This is a genomic window from Pseudomonadota bacterium (genome assembly GCA_026388315.1).
GTDB lineage: Bacteria > Desulfobacterota > Syntrophorhabdia > Syntrophorhabdales > Syntrophorhabdaceae > MWEV01.
This window is the reverse complement of sequence record JAPLKA010000053.1, coordinates 1-17,703: the sequence shown is the minus strand read 5'-3', so window position 1 is coordinate 17,703 and position 17,703 is coordinate 1. Positions and strand designations below refer to the sequence as shown.

The following is a 17,703-nucleotide window of genomic DNA, read 5'->3' as shown; positions in this document are numbered from 1 at the left end:
TCGAAAGGATGTTGAGTTTGACTCAGTAATATTCCTTAATATACTCGTACGATTTATTAAACAGTTCTTCTTCTTTGTGTAATTGATATTTCAACAATGTTTTGCGTAATGCTCTTTGAACTTCTCTTTCACCGGGTATAGTATTTTGCCAACCGTCAAAGCGGACTAAACGAACAATCTCATCAATGTCGTTTACTATTCTTTCAACTATGGCCGGTGTTTTATCTGTTTTAAGTTCAAGGAATAATTCCGTTAATGCCGCTTTTGCTGATTTTTGCTTTTCGCCGCTATCTTTTTGTTTTTCAGCCTGCAAAGTTTCTTTTGCAATTTCGCAAAGTTGTTTAATAAATTCAATGCTGTTGATTAAACCTTTTTCGGCCTTGTCTCTCAATGCTTCAAGTCGTTCACTTAACTTTTTGAAAATTGGGTTGCCTTTATTTATACCCAGCCTACCTGATAATATTTTAATAATTCTATCTGCATCTTTCGGGTCTTTATTATTCATTAAGTTGTCGATTACATCGGCATCTAAAACCATTTCTTCCATATCGTGGGTAATGCCGTCAACATGGATATGCTCATGGATAAGTGCCGTAGTTTGTGCGCCTAAAGCGTGCCATAATAATCTTCCGTTATCATCGGGACCTGGTTTAACCGAGGTGTAAACCTGTGAAAGCCATTTGTAATCCTTTTGATAATTTTTTAATACGTCATCTGGAGAAAGTGCTTCCCACAGTCTTGATAATAAACTAAAATCTTTTGCGAAAGCGTCTTTTTTTTCGTTTGAACTAATACAATCCTGTGCAGCTTGCAAGCCTTCAAAACCCTCAATGGTTCTATCTAAACCCGCAAAATGAGATAAGCAAAGCGTCATTTGTTCGGGTAGTTTGTTTCTTAGTTCCTGAAGATTACTGATGACCTTTTTTAACGATTCTTCATCGAATGCCAGGGCGCTCGCAGTATCATCAAAAACACCAAAATAATCAACTATTCGTCCAAATGTTTTATTTGGAAAGAGTCTGTTTGTTCGGCAAATTGCTTGCAGCAGCGTATGGTCTTTAAGTGATTTATCCAGATATATCGTTTGCAAAATGGGCGAATCAAAACCTGTTAGTAGTTTCGCAGTGACAATAAGGAAATTAAGCGGAGAATCTGAATTATTATATTTTTCAATTACTTTTTCCTGCTGGTTTCTGTCCATTGCGAACTTTTGCTTGAACTCAAAATCATCATTGGCGGAAGTGCTCATAACAACGATACTGGATTCAGGGGAAAGTAATTTGTCCAGTTCCTCTTTGTACTGGACGCAGGCATAGCGGTCAGGGGTTACAATCATTGCTTTAAAACCTTCCGGCTCCACATGCTTTTGAAAATGCTCCACTATATCCTGAACTATGGTCTTCACTCGTTCCGGAGCCTTCAAAAAAACAGCCATCTGTGCGGCTTTTTGGCTGAGTTTGTTCTGGTCTTCTTCGCTCAGGTCGTTTGCCATTTCTTTAAAAGCGATATCGAGGCTCTCTTTATCAATATGGTAATCGGGCAAGCGTGGTTCAAAATGCAAAGGGAGTGTGGCGTTGTCACGAATACTATCTTGAAAAGTATATCGGCTCAGGTAGCCGTTCTTATCCTCTTCCGCTCCAAATGCCCAGAAAGTATTTTTGTCGGCTCTATTGATTGGCGTTCCGGTTAACCCAAAAAGAAAGGCGTTGGGTAATGCGTTTCTCATTTTGCGGCCAAGGTCCCCTTCTTGCGTTCTGTGAGCCTCATCGACCATCACTATGAGATTTTCCCGCTTGTTCATATCAGGATACGCATCTTTAAATTTATGAATCATGGTGATGATGATTTTTCTGGTATCTTTTTCCAACAGGTCATGCAGTTCTTTAATATTGTCGGTTGTTACCATATTCGGAACTTCGGCAGTGTTAAAAGTTGCAGTAATTTGCGTGTCGAGGTCAACTCTGTCAACCACTATAATAACAGTGGGATTTCCAAGCTCCTGTTGTTTTCGCATTTTTTGAGCGGCAAACAGCATCAACAATGATTTGCCGGAACCTTGAAAATGCCAGATTAAACCTTTCTTTATTTTACCTTCTTTAACTCGTTCAACAATGGTATTGGCGCCTTCGTAGTGCTGATAACGACAGACGACTTTTATTTTTTTCTTTTTGCTGTTTGTGGCGTAAATGGTGAAGTATTGTAATATATCCAGCAAGGTAGAAGGTTTTAGCAAATGAGTTATCTGTTTGGCTACATCCTGCAATCCGGCAAAATGATGTATCTCATCTTTTTCATCCTCAAGCCGCCAGGGAGACCATAATTCTAACGGTGTTCTTACTCCGCCAATAAAAAGTTCTTTACCCTCTGTCGCAAAAGAGAGCACGTTTGGTACAAAAAGCTGAGGCACCGCATTTTCATAAATGACATGGATATCATGTGCGCCATCCAACCAGCTAATTGCCGGTCGAACCGGTGTTTTGGTTTCACCGACAACAAGCGGAATACCATTAACAAACATTACAATGTCGGGGATTTTTGTTTCTCTGGTTCTGATTTTAAATTGGTTGGTAAGCAAAAAAGAGTTGTTGTCTATTTGTTCAAAGTCTATCAGCCGAATATTTACATGTGCATTATTTTTGCCAAAAGGCATGGAGATTTCTTCCCGTAACCATTTAGCAAATTCTTCATTAGCCCGTACAAGGCCAACATTGCCAACAGCAATGAGAATAGCCCGAAGTTTGTGAATTACTTCCTCGGCCCGTTCAGGGTTTGATTTTATTGCGGGATTGAGGCGGATCAGGGATTCCTTTAATTCCTTTTCCAGAAAAACATCGGTAATTTCCCTTGAAAGCAATTCAGGTTGGACATATTTCCATTGTGCCTTCTCGCTATAAGGTACAATGTCTTCCTTTACCATACCATGCTGAACCTGATTCAGGTTAATGCCGGTAAGCTGGCGGATAATGAAATATTCTACGCTGTTAAGTTCGCTAAATGTACTCATCCTAAAATCTCGCTTAGTAGTTTTTGTTTCAGGTTTTTGAGAGTTGTTTTTTGCTGTTTGAGTTGATCCAGTGTTAGTTGTAACTGCTGGAATACTTCCACAATCTTTTCTTGGGCTTTTAAGTCGGGGATGGATACTTCCAAGACTGATAAATCGTTCCATTTTGTTCTTGGTGAAAGAGAACCTGCCGATGTGCTGACCGCATGATTTATGAAGGTTTCCGAGGAAACATAGTAAGGCAATAATTCAGGCAACATCTTTGTTTTATTTGCTCTAAAAACCAAAATGTCACTGGAACAAATACCATCAAAGTCGGCAACTGCAACTTTCTTTAAATAGGCTCTGCGTTTGCCAAATAATACATCGCCTTTTGAGAAGCGCTTTGTGAAGGTTGTGCCTTTTTCGATATCCCCAAAACCTTGCAAATTGAAGTTTTCTGCTTCAATAAATTCTAAGCCAACAAAGCGGGTAATTCCACTTTTCAATGGCTTCTTATCGTGCTCTTCTATACAATCAGTTATATCCTCAAACGTGCAGAGATTACAGTTTTTATCTGAAAGTAAATTCCCCCAAACAGGTGATTTGCTTACCAAGCCATTACTTAATGTTTTTTGCAACGTGTTTAACTTCTTCTCCTGTCCCTCCACCTGCTCAATAGCGGTTTCTATGGATTGAAAAAGGGCGGCGATTTGTTTTTGCTCTTCGAGAGGCGGGAGCTGGATTTGAATTTGTTTATAAAATGCAATTGATGCAATGTTTTTTATCGCAGTTCCTTGAACACTTGAATTAACCTCTTTTTGAAAGCTTTGGCTATTAAGCCAAATTTGGAAAAAGGAATTATTAAGTTCATTTTTACAGCGGAGTTTAAGTAACGCCTGATTAATAATTCCATTTCTTGTATTTTTTGGAATAATAGCAATCTTACCAAAAGTCCCTGAACAACTCATGATAATATCGCCTTCTAAAACTTGGAATCTTTTCATTTCATTGAATTTATTTTCATCAATGAAATATCGAAAAGTATTAAACTGATTATTAATCGCATGCTGTTGTTCGTAAATAGCATAACCTTCTTTTACAAATATTTCTTTTTTTAAGGAGCCGCCAAATGGTCCTCTTACAAACTCACAAATTTGTTCAATCTTAACTTCTTTCCATTCCTCTTTCCTCAACTTCATGCTTCACCTTCATTCAAAAGCTCAATAAATGCTTGCTTATCCGGCAATATGGTTTGGTAGCGGCTGGCGAATATCTGGTCATTATCTTCCGGAAGGGTTATTTCTACTAATGTCTGGCTTTTGTCTTTGCACAGGATAATGCCGATGGTTTTGTTTTCATCGGGCAGCCTTACAAAACGGTCATAATAATTAACATACATCTGCATTTGCCCAAGGTCCTGATGAGTAATCTCGCCGATTTTCAAATCAATCAGAACAAAGCATTTTAAAAGTCTGTTATAAAACACAAGATCAACACGAAAATGTTTTTCATCAAAAGTAAAACGAACCTGCCTGCCGACAAAAGTAAAGCCCTTACCGAGTTCAAGCAGAAAATGCTCTAACTTATTGAATATTTCCTGTTCTAAAACAGTTTCGGAATAATGGTGATGTTCGGGCAATCCAAGAAATTCTAAAATATAAGGATCTTTTATTGCATCAGAAGGGTTTTCAATAAGATGTCCCTTTTGCGCCAATTGCTTAATGCCTTCTTTGTCCCTGCTCAAGGCCAGGCGTTCATACAATGCGCTGTCAAATTGCCGTTGCAGTTCTTTCAAGCTCCAGTTATTAGCAGTACATTCTATTTCGTAGAAGTTACGTTCATCAGGGTTCTCAATCCGCATAAGTTTGAGGTAGTGCGACCATGATAATCGAAAATGGGGTGTTTGCGGTTCGGCTGACCCCTCTGATTTCTGCAAAGATGCTGAGGGCATATCGCCTTCACCAAATTTCGTCAACGCTGTTGACGAAATTGATTTAGAGTATACTTGATAGAAAAAACGCATCCTATCAAGGTTTTCAACTGAAAATCCCTTGCCAAAATCTATTGTAAGCCGCATTGAAAGCTCTTTCAATACCTGCTTGCCATATGCAGCCCGTTGTTTTCCTTGTTGTTCGTCTTCAACAATCATCCTGCCAATTTCAAAATAAGTGTAGACCATGGTTTGATTTACAGCACGCGCAACCGTCTGCTTTGCAGCCTTTAAGAGTTCGGCAATTTTTGAATAGAGGTTGTTGGTCGTCAACTTTTCATTCATACTTCTATCCCGATATCTTTCAGTTTCAGGAAAAGCTCATCCAGTGAAGCATTGATTTGCATTTGCCCTTTCTTGACTTTCGCAATCAAATCTTTGGTATCGTGCTCGTTCGCAATTTCCGCCTTCTTCACATACAATTGAACGCTTAAATTGCCGTTGTTTTCCAGCACGTCCTTATTGCTCACCACTTTTGCAAAGCCTTCGGCATCTTCAAATTTCCAGTAGGCACCGGCAATCTTTTTAATGTGTTGAGGTTCCAGCCAGGCATTGGTTCTTTCAATCCGCAATTCCTCTTTGGCATCAATGAAAATTATTTTACCTCTTCTCTCGGGAGGCTTTTTCATTCTGCATACCAGCAAGCAACTTTCCATACTGCTGTTGTAAAACAGGTTTTTCCCCAAGCCAATCACCGCATCAACATAATCTTCCTCAATCATTTTCTTGCGTATACCACTTTCGGCATCTCTAAACAAAACGCCATGCGGCCAGAGAACCACGCTTCTGCCGGTAACGGGATTAAGGCTTTTCATTATATGCTGCTGAAAAGCATAATCAGCACAGCCTTGCGGTGGTGTTCCCCAGATATTGCGGCCAAAAGGGTCGTTCATCCACTTTTGCTGATTCCAGCGTTTAACACTGTATGGCGGATTTGCCATGATTACGTCAAACTGCTTCAGCTCATCATTTTCAAGTATCTGCGGGTTATCAAGGGTATCACCCTGCACAATTAAAAATTCATCAACATTGTGCATAAACATATTGATACGAGCAATTGCAGAGGTCATCAGGTTCAGTTCCTGTCCGTACAGTTTTAATGTCCGGTATTCTTTTCCCTGTTCTTTTACATGCAGAACACTTGAGAGCAAAATACCCCCGCTTCCGCACGTAGGGTCATCAATGCTCTCACCAGGCTGTGGGTCGGTAATCTCTGTCATGAGTTTTACAACGGTACGATTCGTGTAAAACTCGGCTGCGGTGTGGCCGCTGTCATCTGCAAATTTCTTTATAAGATATTCGTAGCCTTCGCCCATGATGTCGTGAGGGACATTGCTGACAGTTAAATCCATCCGGCTGAAATGTTCAATAAGGTCGAGCATCTTTTCATCGCTCATCCGGCGCTTATTCGTCCACTGTGCATCACCGAAAACATCATGGAGCATTTCAAAATTGGCTTTTTCAATTCCGTTCAATGCGTTTTGTAAAGCAGCGCCAACATCAACGGTTTTCTTGCGTACATCTTCCCAACGGCAACCCTTTGGTATCTGAAACCGGTGGTTTTCACGGAACTCGGCATAGTCGAGGTCATTTTCGCTTTCTTTCAGAGCTATTTGATATTCCTCATCCCATACATCGCTAATACGCTTAAAAAACAGCAGAGGGAAAATATATTGTTTAAAGTCAGCAGCATCAATCATTCCACGAAGAATATTGGCTGCATCCCACAGGTAGGTTTCAAGTTCCTTTTTTGTCATCAATTATTCTCTCATCAATTTAGTCCACAATTTTATTTGAAATATTCATTGTTTCTGCATATGCAAACTATAGGAAACGTCGGTTTATATGTCAAGTTAATAAAGACCGCAGAAGATGAGGCGTGGCGTCAATGTTTGTTATATGTAAATCATGCTTATTACGGTTTGCAATCAAGCAATTTCTTCAAGGTTGACGTTTTACTGCTTTCGGGAAGACAGCCGGAGTCCACGTGCACTGAAAATTGGCTGGCAACAAGTGCTATACTTCTACCCGCAATGTGCAGTATTTATGAACGGTAAAATGGAATTTACCTGTTATTTAGAACACCTACAACTAATATAGTTTCATAAATGTTGGAGAACAACCATTACCACTTGAAATAGTCTCCCCTGTAATGGGAATATTCTATGGCTCTGTACCTATAACCTTCTTTACCATTTCACCAAATTCTTCAAAACTAAAAGGTTTCTTCAGAGCCCCCCGGAAGCCGTAGTCTTTGTAGTGTTCTATCACCGGTTCATCCACGTAGCCCGAGGCAATGATGGCCTTGACGGATGGATCTTCCTTAAGCAGCCTCTCCATGGTCAGCTGCCCGCCCAGACCCTGACGAACCGTAAGGTCCAGAATCACCAGGTCAAAAGGATTGTTCAAGAGAAGGGCCTCTTTGTAACAGTCAATGGCTTCCCGGCCATCTCCGGTTTCCGTCACCTCATATCCCAGCCGTTCCAGGAAGGCCCGTTCCAATGCACGGACATGTATCTCATCTTCCATGAGAAGCACCCGGTTCGGGGAAGAAGAAGGTGGTGCCACTCGTTCTATCTTCGCCGCATGAGCCTTTTCAGCCAGTGCAGGGAGGTAGAGGGTGAACGCGGTTCCTTCCCCCGGCCGAGACGTGACAGCAATATGACCATCGTGTTTCTTGAGCACTGAATAACAGACTGACAGGCCCAATCCCATCCCCTTCTGATTACCCATACCTTTTGTTGTAAAATAGGGATCAAAGATAAGGACAAGGTTTTCTTCGGCAATCCCCGTACCGTTATCGGCAAAGGTTATTCTGAGGTGGGATCCTTCCTTTAACGGGAGACCGTCTGAAGAGTGTACTTTTGTATTTTGTGCCTGTATCGTGAGGGTTCCTCCTTCGGGCATGGCTTCAACGGCATTCATGGTAAGGTTATAAAAGACCTGCCTTATCTGGTTTTCATCCACTTTAGCAGACCAGAGGTCTTTTTCAATGTCGAAGGCGGCTCGGACACCAGTTTTTCTGACCATCTTCCGTACTACTTCCTGAAGGACTCCCGAAACATCACTTATCTGCTTAATGGGAAAGCCTCCTTTTGAGAAGGTGATGAGACGGCTGGTAAGATCCCTGGTCTGTTCGGCAGATTGCAAAACAGCCTGAAGGAGAGGGTATGATGTATGATTCGACGGTAGTCCCATCATCGCCAGTTGAACATTCCCCAGGACAACCGTCATAAGATTGTTGAAGTCATGGGCAATGCCGCCAGCGAGGATGCCGAGTGATTCCAGCTTTTGAGTACGGAGCAGCTCTTCTTCGGTCCGTTTGTGCTCAGTAATGTCGCGCACGATTGCAGTCACTTCGGCTGCACCACTGGCAACCATGCGTGCCTCATAGTACCGCATGCCCCGGTCCAGAATGGGCAGCTGATATTCAAAGCTTTGCAGTCTACCGGTCTCTAATGTAGCGCGGATTTTCCGGTCAATTAAATCGGCAAATTCGGGCGGGGTAATATCTCGGTTGCGTTTGCCGACAAGGGTTGGCTCGGATTGGGCATAAAGATCGCTGATGTCTGCCTTGTAGTCCAGAAAAACGCCCTGACTATCCATACGGAACATCAAATCGGGAATGGCCTGAAACATCGCCTTAGCCCGGGCTTCGTTCTCCCGCAAAGCCTCTTCCGTCCGCTTGTCCTCGGTGATGTCAGCGATGACCCCATGCCACAATACGTCTCCATTTTCCAGCAGTTCGGGAGAAGATGCGATGCTGAGCCACTTAACCGCTCCATTGACTATAGCCCGTCCTTCCCAATTGAATGGCTGCGGTTGTCGAAATCGCTCCTGATTTAATTTCACAAGAGCGTCCAGATCATCCGGATGTATCGGTTGGAATCCGGCTTGTGGGTCTGCCAGAAAGTTTTCAGCGCTCACATTAAATATTTCCGCCACCCGAGGGCTAACGTATTCGAATGCGAAGGCCCCAATCGGTGTACTGCGCATAATGTAAACACCCACAGGGACGTTGGAGACCAAGTTGTCGTATTGCTGTTTGCTATTCAGCAGCGCATCTTCCATTCGTTTGCGCTCGGTAATATCATGTGCAAGGGCAAACATTACCTTGCGCCCCATCCACGAATAAGGGCCGCCAACAATTTCGACCGGGAATACTGTGCCATCTTTCTTCCGATGATACCTCAGAGGAATAAAGATTGTACCCTCACGGACGGCCTGTCTGGTCGCTGCATCGGATACTTTATGCTCCGCCGTAATATCGTGGATTGTCATCCCGGAAATGAGTTCTTCCCGGCCATAACCGTATAAACGAGAGAAGGCATCATTTACGTCGAGCAGTGCGAGCGTTTCAAGATCAAAGATACAGATTGCGTATATCTCGTTGTTGAAAATGACGCGGTATTTTTCCTCACTCTCCCTCAACTCCTCAGTCAAGTTCTCCGCTATACGCTGCGCTTCGGCACGGGTGTTCAGCAGAGTACGGATCAGGGCGGACAGCAGCAACGTGATGAGCATACCGCCGAGAATGGTGAGCCATACGCTTATGTAAGCTGCCGCGAAGAGTCCGCCGCCGGTTTGTGTAAAGCGCAGTGTCCAGTGTTGACCATTGAAATCAACTGGAATCTGTCGGGTAAAGCGCTCTTCGGGCCGGAGCTTCTTGGCCCCCGCAGGATGACTTTCATAGAGCAGACTTTGAGGAGAAGGCTGCGCACCATCGAAGACCTGAAGATAAAGCTGTTTTTCTTTCTCCGGATTGCGGGCACCAAGTATTCCCTGCATCAGGTCATTCATCCGGTAGGGACTGTAGATCCATCCATAGATTGCCGCACGCCGCTGTTCTACCGTTTCGATGGGCATGCCTTTGCGGTAGACCGGAAAATACATCAGGGTGCCTGCCTGAACTTCGGCGCCGGCTTCCTGAACCAAAGTAACTTTGCCGGAGAGCGCAGCCATATCCGTATCCCGCGCCCGTTCCATTGCTGACCGGCGCACCGGTTCCGAGAACATGTCATAGCCAAAGGCCCGCAGGTTGCGACCGGAAAATGGCTCCAGATAGATGATGGAGGAATAAACTTCACGATTACCATCCGGCTTCAGCTTGTACTCCGGGAAACCTTCACGGCGTATTTCCTGAACGTGTCGGGTGAGATCTTCACGCGGAACCAGAAGCGAGAAACCAATGCCCTGAATACCGGGAAGTTGTTTCTCAAACTTCTGGTGTTGGGTAAAAATATGCCATTTTTCGCGCGTGACCATTTCTGATACCTTAAATAACGCCGCACCGCTCTGCAGGATACGAGCATGGTCATCAAGTCTTTCTGTAATTTTATTTTGAATCTCGTTGCACTGAAAGGTGAAATCACGCTCCGCAATCCTTTCCACGCTCGATTTCATGTACAAGGCTGCAATGGCGGTAATCATCAGACCAACCAGCAGCACGATCCAAGCAATGCGTCTGTTCGATCGAGAGGATTGCATGGTATGCAATAAAGTGGATGTAATGCTGGTTCCGGCGGCGTTGGCAGATGGTGAGGTGCTCATGATGGTCTCCCGGAAAAGACGTAGCTCAGATTTTTCACATTAAAATAGCGGTTAATTCTTACTATATTCGTTTGTTTTATTCCTTTTCTTTCTTTCGGCATCATCATAGCGCATTATTTACACTTCTTCTCCATCTACCCTTCTTTTCGTTTGTGATTGGGTTTATGTTCCGCCTGCTCCACACAAAAACCTCACCTCTGTTGTAATCCAGCATGATCATATCTTGCACCACATGTTGTGCTTCATTATCATTATCGCATAATATCCTTGTGAATTAAAGAAATGTTCATTTCAGATCATTAATTACCGCATGAAAGCCGCTATGACACTGAAAAGGCCGTGTGTGTGGATTTCAGGAAGGAGCGCTCAACGGAGAGGTGTGGTAAAAAAGGACTCATTCGCACTTGGTGGCACAAATGTTGGGGCTGGGGCAAAAACGCTTTTTTCTGTATGCTCGCACCCACTGGTTCAAAATAGTAGTTGCACCGGGCGCGCAAATTAGATATACTATATAAGATATACAAAGGAGTTGTTATGGAAAAAATACTCGTATCCCTGCCGAATGACCTTATTAAACGTATGAGAACAGTTATACCGGCGAGAAAACGGAGTCAGGTTGTCATGGATCTCCTGGAACAGGAGGTCGGCCGCAGGGAAGAAGCGCTCTTTCAATGCGCCCTGGCAGTTGAAAAGGATGAAGCATTAAACAATGACATGGTGGCGTGGGATGTTACTGCAGGAGACGGCATTGAGCCTGAAGCGTGGTGACATCTACTGGGTGAATCTCGACCCTGCGGTAGGCTCAGAGATCAAAAAACAAAGGCCCTGTGTTCTCATCGGTGCTACCCCCATTAACGATGCCAGGAGAACTGTTCTCGTACTTCCCCTCTCTTCGTCTGGCACACCAAGGCCCCCACTGGTCATTGAAGTAGAATGTCTCAGGCGGAACGTTGTGGCGGTATGTGATCAACTTCGCGCGATAGACAAAAGCAGACTCCATCAAAAGGCGGGAAGCTTAAAACCGGGCGATCTCGAAAAAATAGAAGAGGGTCTGCGCCAAGTGCTATCGCTGTGATTCGGTAATCTCATTAAAATTATACAAAAGTATATATTTTGTCTAATGTGCTTTATAATCAGAATTCTGCGGTAACCCTCTGTTACATTAGGCCTTTCCATTAAACGTGGGCGCTATATTTATTGAAGTAGAGATTTGCGACTGGTGTGTTTTTGTAGCATCTTTTACTTGGTAATGCGCAGAAATGACCAGTGAGAAAGTTAATATTACCAATTATTTTGTGCACCTACAACTAAATAGATTCAGTTAAATAAAATGCTAAGGATTACCGATTGAAACGAAGCATAACGAAAAAATCAGCCGGAGTGTTAGCGATCGGCTGTATTGCTTTTGTTATGCTTCGTTAAATAAATTCAGATAGTAACGAGCTTCAGATAAAACTCTAAAAGAGTATTTACCTTCGTCACGATCTGACTCAATGCATGAGATGAGTGTGTTCAGTTCTGACTTTAATGCACTCATGTTCTCCTTTAGCTTTTCGACGAACGATGAAGGAGAAATGTCGTATTGGAATAGGAGGATTTGATTGGTCGGGAAATTAGTACCTGTGAAATGAACACCATTAACTAAGATGCAAGCTGCAATTAAGTTTATGTCTAGAAGTGGGTTAGCTTCTGAGGAAAGACCAATCCTTTTCCTGAAATATTCGCGTATTCTTTCTGACATAAAATTTAGAAATTCATATATGTTTCTAAGTGTTTTATCATCTTGTGATTCATCTTCGGGGAAATATACAGCTTTCCCCAAAAAATCTAGATAGATGTTTAAGGCCTTTTCGCCTTCCGCACCTAAAAAAAGAGACTCTTCGATAATTACTTCTTTTAATGCATCATAATGTTTATCACTTATGGGTTGCCAAGCTTCATCATATGCTTGTTCCAGAGATTTAATTGATTTGTGCAATTCTTTGATCATGCGCTGAAAACTAGACTTTTGATTTTCGTGGATAATAGATAGCTGATCAAACTCGATTTGAAACTGATGACGAATTTTGTCTAATTCTTGAGTGTACTTAGCCTTGTCTGATTCCAGAATTCTATTGGCCCATACTTTCCCCAGCCAAGTTGATAAAGCTGCTATTATTATCACTGCGCCGCCCACTGAAGTAAGTAAAATGAAGGCTATTTGGTAGAAGTTTTCCATAATGTTCATTCATTAATCTCCGAGTTCTTTATGCATAACTTTGAGTTCAGCGGCGCGTGGCTTTTTGCGCGTCCGCTGAAACGATTCGTTATGCAACATCACATCCCCTTAAACATTTCCGTTATCTCTGCAAGCACACTGGATTTTTCGGCCAGCGCAATATCAACGTATGCATGACGTACTCTGATCTGATCGGCCTTCAAGATTTCACCGCATATCCGGCTAAAAATGTATTTACCTTGAAAGTCATTGAGCCATCCCCCGTTGAGCAGTTTTTCTTTCAGCCTATATTCTTCTGCACTTACCCAAGCTCGGATGGCTTCATCGCTGATGTCATTATCGAGGGCGTTTCTGTTTAACGTGATCGAAGCTACTATCTCCTCCTTAATCGTATCTATCGTCTTTGCTTCAAGGCACTTAACCGTTGGAGATCGCAAAAAATGATTAAAGCTCAAATAATCCTTAACATTCTTATAGACGTTAAATCCTAGTGTAGTGTAACAGTATTATGTTTACAATAACCATTGGCTGTGCTATAATTCTTCATGTGGAAACCAGCCGATAAACTGATCATGACGGAAGAACAGCGAAAAGTATTGGAAGCCTGGATTCGGGCGAAGAAGACGCCTCAAAGAGTGGTCCTGCGTTCCCGTATCTGCTTGCTTGCGGCAGAAGGCATATCGCATAACGCTATTGCCAAAAGACTGGAGACCTCTCGACCAACGGTTATTTTGTGGACAAACCGTTTCCGTGAACAGGGCGCCTCAGGGTTGTCAGAAGATGCGCCCCACGGTATAAGTTCAAGACGGCTCGATCCAGAGAAAGTTCATGTCATTGTGGAAGCCACCCTGCATACCACCCCGAAAGACTCGACTCACTGGTCAACGAGAACGATGGCGAAAGTACAAGGTGTTAGTCATACGACTGTACAGCGTATCTGGGATGCCCACGGATTGCAACCGCATCGCGTGGAAACCTTCAAGTTGTCCAAAGACAAGCGGTTCGTGGAAAAACTGACCGATGTGGTGGGTGTCTACTTAAATCCACCGGATAAAGCAGTAGTGCTCTGTGTAGATGAAAAGTCTCAGGTTCAGGCCTTAGACAGAACACAGCCGGGGTTACCAATGAAGAAAGGACGCTGTGGAACGATGACACATGATTACAAGCGGAACGGTACCACCTGTCTTTTTGCCGCTCTGAATGTTCTGGAGGGAAAGGTCATCGGCTCCTGTTATCCCCGGCACAGGAACACTGAATTTTTGAAATTCATGCGTAGGATTAACCGGGAAGTGCCTAAAGGTTTGGATATCCATCTGATTCTGGACAACTACGGAACACATAATCACCCGAATGTAAAGGTGTGGCTCGAAAAACACCCCCGTTTTGTTCTCCACTTCACGCCTACAAGTTCATCATGGCTGAATCTGGTAGAGCGCTGGTTCGGGGAAATTACGAGAAAAAGGATACGCCGGGGAGTCTTCAAAAGCGTACCGGAATTGGTAATTGCCATAGAAGAATACATACGCTACAATAACGAGGACCCCCAACCTTTTGTCTGGACCAAAAAGGCGGAGGAGATTATTAAAAAAGTGAATCATTGTAAAGCCATTATTGAGACACTACACTAGTGAGTTTTCTGCGATCTTCTTCGTTGACTCGGCAATGTATTCCCTGGTTAGAGAGGGGTTCCCCTCTATCAGATACAGTCGCTGGGCGACCATGAACAGGACTTCATCATCTAAAAAGTAGTTTTCAACGTGCCTTCGTTTAAGGCATTTGATCCTGCCGTTCTTTTCCAGAACTGAAACTTGCTCATCACTCAAGCCGTCACGATCTCTAATCATGTAAAGATCAATTCCAAATATTGCCTTTCTAATCTGCTCTTCAATATTATTGAGCGTCATAATGTTGAGTACAGAACCTGCTGGAAGAACTCTAATTTCCGGATCAATTGTCAGCGCAATCTTCTGATAGGAAAGACGATCAATGCTAGATTTTTCCCCCTCTACAAACACCAGTTTTTTGCCTACGGCGAACATGCCTAGATTTTGACCAACAAGCAAAGCAACTTCTTTGTGCTCGTGATCTAGATCACTAAGCCTATGCGCCTGATTCCCGCCATTATCCTTCTGATCAATAAAGTAGACATCGCCAGTTGAATAGTAGGTGGAAATGAGATCGGGAGAATGCGTTAGAAATATAAACTGATTTGTATGATCCCCAATGGTTTTCAATGTTTCAATGAGTTTGAACGTCAACGTGGGATGTAGATGCAATTCTGGCTCATCTACAATTATCACTGAATGTCGAATATCTTTTCTTGCAACGTCAAAGAGGACTTTTATTACTTCTTGCTCACCAGAACTAAGGGATGAAAATGGCAACGGCTGCCCTGATTCGTCTGAATATTTAAACTCTCCAGGAGAAGCCGGGGTAATGTCCAGCAGTGTCTTATCGGGTAGGATTGACGTGAATATCTCTTTGTATTTCAAAAACGGATCTGGGTGCTTTTTTAAGATTTCGCTTCCAAGAAGGTCGGGGGTTTCCTTCATGGCTTCCGCGAGTTTCTTATCTCTAGCCGCAGACTTTTGGTGGATGTAGGTAACAAACTCCTGCCATCTATTCGTGAAAGTATTGAAATAGAAATTACTTGGCGAATCTAAATCATCAGGGTCTCCACCCAGCCAATTGACTTGACCATATTTAAGGGTCTGCACACTTCTATCTGAATCAATCTGCACAAGCGATCCAACATATTTTCCCGATCCGTACTTTCTACTGTTTATATAATTATTAAGAACCGGATTCTGAACACCCTTCTTAATTTCAATCTTGCTTGCGTTGAAATATTTTTCTTCTCTCTCCTCATCACGAGTGGCAAGAATCGTCATGTCCATAACTGGAACACCCTGTAGGGTCTGCACAATTGCCATCTTCAATCTGGTCTTCCCAGAACCATTCGCACCAGCAATTACAACTGCGCTGCCTAAATTCCGCAGGCTCAGATTTTTAATCGGCTTGAAGTCAATCAACCCCATTGATTCAATTTTCAATCAACACCCCCAATTTTGTTGTCTACTAGATATGGCACCATAACGAAAAGTTCACCGAGACGCGCATGGCGCGGATTTGGTGCAACGACTGGTTATGCCGTAATTTCATCAACCGGCAAGATCTGCTTTCCGTGCCGAACAGTGAGCACTGAAATCCTCTTCTCTTCAAGCCGGTAAATCAGTCGGTAGTTTCCGTATATCAGCTCTCTTATGGTTTTTATTTCGGTTTCAGGTACGACCCTGCCACTTTCAGGGAAGTTCTGTAGGTCTTCCACCTTCCGAAAAACCGTGTCCACCCACTTTTCTGCAGCAGCGGGATTCTCTTGGGCGATGTATGTGGCTATCTCTGATACTCTGTCTATTGCGAGAGGAGACCAGATAATTTTCATTTCCTGATCCGGTTTAATACAGTCCTTTTGGCCTGGTCATGATCCACTCCCTGACCAGCTTCAATCTGACCGATGGATGTCTGTATGTCCTGCAGCAACTCTATCCTCTCCTGCATTGCCTCATACTCGCCCGCATCGAGCAGAACGGCAACTCCTTTGCCGTGTTGCGTGATGATCATGGGACGTTTAGTGTCGTGTATTTGTTTAAGGAAGGAAGCAATACCGGTGCGAAACTCAGACATTGGTCTGATATCTTCGTTGACTCTAACTCTTTTCATATGACACCTCACATAATTAACGTACATTATAACGTACTTTAAATATGTCAGTCAATATTCATTTCAAAGCATAACATACGGCTCAGCTACGAGGCCGCTTTATGGCCGAGTTAGCTGAGTCGTATGTTATGACTTCACTCCCTTTTATGACTTCTTGAACTTCCTCCAAAGTGCTTTTAGATCGACGCCTATGCCGTAGAAATTGGGTTTTAGTTGAATCACGTCTTCCGTTCTTGATCCTTGGGTCTCAAGGTCTTGTTCCTGAATTTTGTCTTTTCTTGACATGAGACGGTCAGAGAGTTCAGTACGAATGGCTTCCAAAACAGCAGGAACTGTTTTTGGACTAAAATTGAAAGTGGTTACCTCTGCCCCAAGTTCGTTGCGAATGATCTCGGCAAATTGTGGGGCGCGGAAAGCTAAAGGGCCTTTTGCTCCGATCATTCCCTCCATCTCAATCACCCCGAATCTCAAGCGTGTTTCATTGATAAAACCAGCATTGGAATCGGAAAAGACATGTTGTCTTCCGTAGTCATCCGTGTAATACCCAGCAACAGTTCGGTACTCAGGCACCACTACATCTTCATTCAGCGCTGAATTGGTATTCCAGTAGCCATGGAGTTCAAGTCGAATCCACTTTTCAAATTCATTGTCTTTCAATTCTTGCCCGACGCGAAGAGTCTTTTGCAGAGCCTTGCTCAAGGGAAGGTCTTCAAGTGACTTCATGAGCTGATCATATTGAGCTTTCATATTCGTTCCCTTGTCTGGTCATAACAATTAATATGCTGCTACCAATAATTTCTAAATTATTATGATTATCAGACGGTATTGTCAAGGGCAATGACGTTCTTATATAAAAACTTATGAAAATAAAACGAATGATATCTGTAGGATATGGGCACCACAACAGGGATTGGCAAGTATTAAAATCCTAAAATCATTATGTTATATTGCTTGCTGCATAACATTAAAGCTTATTATTTACAGGAACGACGGATCAAAGCTGAAATATTCTCGATGTGAGTATTGATTGCCAAATGAAATATAGCCCATTCGACAAAAATGCCCCATGCTTTGTTACAGGAAGAAGCCCGGAATCTAAAGGAACAGAAAACACGCTGTCAAGACTTTGATCATTTCATTCAGTTATCAACGAATCCAGGCAAGGACCTGATATGTAGAGATTTGTATTTGTGACGGTTGAAGTCTTCATTGGTTTCAATATGTTGATAACGTGAAGAAATG

14 protein-coding genes are annotated in these 17,703 nt (G+C 43.0%); 3 read left to right on the top strand and 11 right to left on the bottom strand.

Annotated features, from left to right (window positions below; translation table 11 throughout):
- Nucleotides 1-22: 22 nt before the first annotated feature.
- The 5 genes from NTX75_06965 to NTX75_06945 form a co-directional block, all read right to left on the bottom strand.
- Nucleotides 23-3,004 (bottom strand): HsdR family type I site-specific deoxyribonuclease, encoded by a 2,982-nt coding sequence (locus tag NTX75_06965; GenBank protein ID MCX5815972.1) that lies wholly within the window; start codon nt 3,002-3,004, stop codon nt 23-25.
- The gene (locus NTX75_06960) at nt 3,001-4,182 is read right to left on the bottom strand and encodes a restriction endonuclease subunit S (GenBank protein MCX5815971.1); all 1,182 of its coding nucleotides are present in this window, start codon (nt 4,180-4,182) and stop codon (nt 3,001-3,003) included. The genes NTX75_06965 and NTX75_06960 overlap by 4 nt, the downstream gene beginning before the upstream one ends.
- Nucleotides 4,179-5,258 carry a PDDEXK nuclease domain-containing protein gene (locus NTX75_06955; GenBank protein MCX5815970.1) on the bottom strand — a complete coding sequence of 360 codons (1,080 nt, stop codon included), beginning with the start codon at nt 5,256-5,258 and terminating at the stop codon, nt 4,179-4,181. The genes NTX75_06960 and NTX75_06955 overlap by 4 nt, the downstream gene beginning before the upstream one ends.
- Entirely contained in the window at nt 5,255-6,730 is a 1,476-nt protein-coding gene (locus tag NTX75_06950) for a class I SAM-dependent DNA methyltransferase (protein MCX5815969.1), read from the bottom strand. The genes NTX75_06955 and NTX75_06950 overlap by 4 nt, the downstream gene beginning before the upstream one ends.
- A gap of 406 nt (nt 6,731-7,136) precedes the next feature.
- On the bottom strand, nt 7,137-10,403 hold the full coding sequence (locus NTX75_06945; protein ID MCX5815968.1) for a CHASE domain-containing protein: 3,267 nt from the start codon (nt 10,401-10,403) through the stop codon (nt 7,137-7,139).
- A gap of 654 nt (nt 10,404-11,057) precedes the next feature.
- Between NTX75_06945 and NTX75_06940 the strand changes: the two genes are divergently transcribed.
- A complete protein-coding gene (locus tag NTX75_06940; GenBank protein MCX5815967.1) occupies nt 11,058-11,291 on the top strand; it encodes a hypothetical protein in 234 nt (77 codons plus the stop codon).
- Nucleotides 11,278-11,598, top strand: a complete 321-nt coding sequence (locus NTX75_06935) for a type II toxin-antitoxin system PemK/MazF family toxin (protein MCX5815966.1) — start codon at nt 11,278-11,280, stop codon at nt 11,596-11,598. Before NTX75_06940 ends, NTX75_06935 begins: the two co-directional genes overlap by 14 nt.
- Nucleotides 11,599-11,931: 333 nt before the next feature.
- Here the strand turns inward: NTX75_06935 and NTX75_06930 are convergent, their stop codons facing one another.
- Both NTX75_06930 and NTX75_06925 read right to left on the bottom strand, forming a co-directional pair.
- The gene (locus NTX75_06930) at nt 11,932-12,750 is read right to left on the bottom strand and encodes a hypothetical protein (protein MCX5815965.1); all 819 of its coding nucleotides are present in this window, start codon (nt 12,748-12,750) and stop codon (nt 11,932-11,934) included.
- 89 nt (nt 12,751-12,839) lie between these two features.
- Nucleotides 12,840-13,196, bottom strand: a complete 357-nt coding sequence (locus NTX75_06925) for a hypothetical protein (GenBank protein ID MCX5815964.1) — start codon at nt 13,194-13,196, stop codon at nt 12,840-12,842.
- A 90-nt stretch (nt 13,197-13,286) separates the two neighbouring features.
- On the opposite strand from NTX75_06925, the gene NTX75_06920 reads away from it, so the two are divergent.
- Nucleotides 13,287-14,369 (top strand): IS630 family transposase, encoded by a 1,083-nt coding sequence (locus NTX75_06920; GenBank protein MCX5815963.1) that lies wholly within the window; start codon nt 13,287-13,289, stop codon nt 14,367-14,369.
- Here NTX75_06920 and NTX75_06915 read toward each other — a convergent pair.
- The 4 genes from NTX75_06915 to NTX75_06900 form a co-directional block, all read right to left on the bottom strand.
- Nucleotides 14,361-15,794: an AAA family ATPase gene (locus tag NTX75_06915; GenBank protein ID MCX5815962.1), complete on the bottom strand. Its 1,434-nt coding sequence runs from the start codon at nt 15,792-15,794 to the stop codon at nt 14,361-14,363. The genes NTX75_06920 and NTX75_06915 overlap by 9 nt on opposite strands.
- A 92-nt stretch (nt 15,795-15,886) precedes the next feature.
- Entirely contained in the window at nt 15,887-16,183 is a 297-nt protein-coding gene (locus NTX75_06910) for a type II toxin-antitoxin system RelE/ParE family toxin (protein ID MCX5815961.1), read from the bottom strand.
- On the bottom strand, nt 16,180-16,461 hold the full coding sequence (locus NTX75_06905) for a type II toxin-antitoxin system Phd/YefM family antitoxin (protein ID MCX5815960.1): 282 nt from the start codon (nt 16,459-16,461) through the stop codon (nt 16,180-16,182). Before NTX75_06905 ends, NTX75_06910 begins: the two co-directional genes overlap by 4 nt.
- Nucleotides 16,462-16,605: 144 nt before the next feature.
- Nucleotides 16,606-17,208: a hypothetical protein gene (locus NTX75_06900; protein MCX5815959.1), complete on the bottom strand. Its 603-nt coding sequence runs from the start codon at nt 17,206-17,208 to the stop codon at nt 16,606-16,608.
- Between the last annotated feature and the right edge of the window lie 495 nt (nt 17,209-17,703).

Coding starts and splice junctions, on each gene's coding strand:
- NTX75_06965 (MCX5815972.1), bottom strand. CDS start 3,004: ATGAGTACATTTAGCGAACTTAACAGCGTAGAATATTTCATTATCCGC.
- NTX75_06960 (MCX5815971.1), bottom strand. CDS start 4,182: ATGAAGTTGAGGAAAGAGGAATGGAAAGAAGTTAAGATTGAACAAATT.
- NTX75_06955 (MCX5815970.1), bottom strand. CDS start 5,258: ATGAATGAAAAGTTGACGACCAACAACCTCTATTCAAAAATTGCCGAA.
- NTX75_06950 (MCX5815969.1), bottom strand. CDS start 6,730: ATGACAAAAAAGGAACTTGAAACCTACCTGTGGGATGCAGCCAATATT.
- NTX75_06945 (MCX5815968.1), bottom strand. CDS start 10,403: ATGATTACCGCCATTGCAGCCTTGTACATGAAATCGAGCGTGGAAAGG.
- NTX75_06940 (MCX5815967.1), top strand. CDS start 11,058: ATGGAAAAAATACTCGTATCCCTGCCGAATGACCTTATTAAACGTATG.
- NTX75_06930 (MCX5815965.1), bottom strand. CDS start 12,750: ATGAACATTATGGAAAACTTCTACCAAATAGCCTTCATTTTACTTACT.
- NTX75_06920 (MCX5815963.1), top strand. CDS start 13,287: ATGTGGAAACCAGCCGATAAACTGATCATGACGGAAGAACAGCGAAAA.
- NTX75_06910 (MCX5815961.1), bottom strand. CDS start 16,183: ATGAAAATTATCTGGTCTCCTCTCGCAATAGACAGAGTATCAGAGATA.
- NTX75_06905 (MCX5815960.1), bottom strand. CDS start 16,461: ATGAAAAGAGTTAGAGTCAACGAAGATATCAGACCAATGTCTGAGTTT.
- NTX75_06900 (MCX5815959.1), bottom strand. CDS start 17,208: ATGAAAGCTCAATATGATCAGCTCATGAAGTCACTTGAAGACCTTCCC.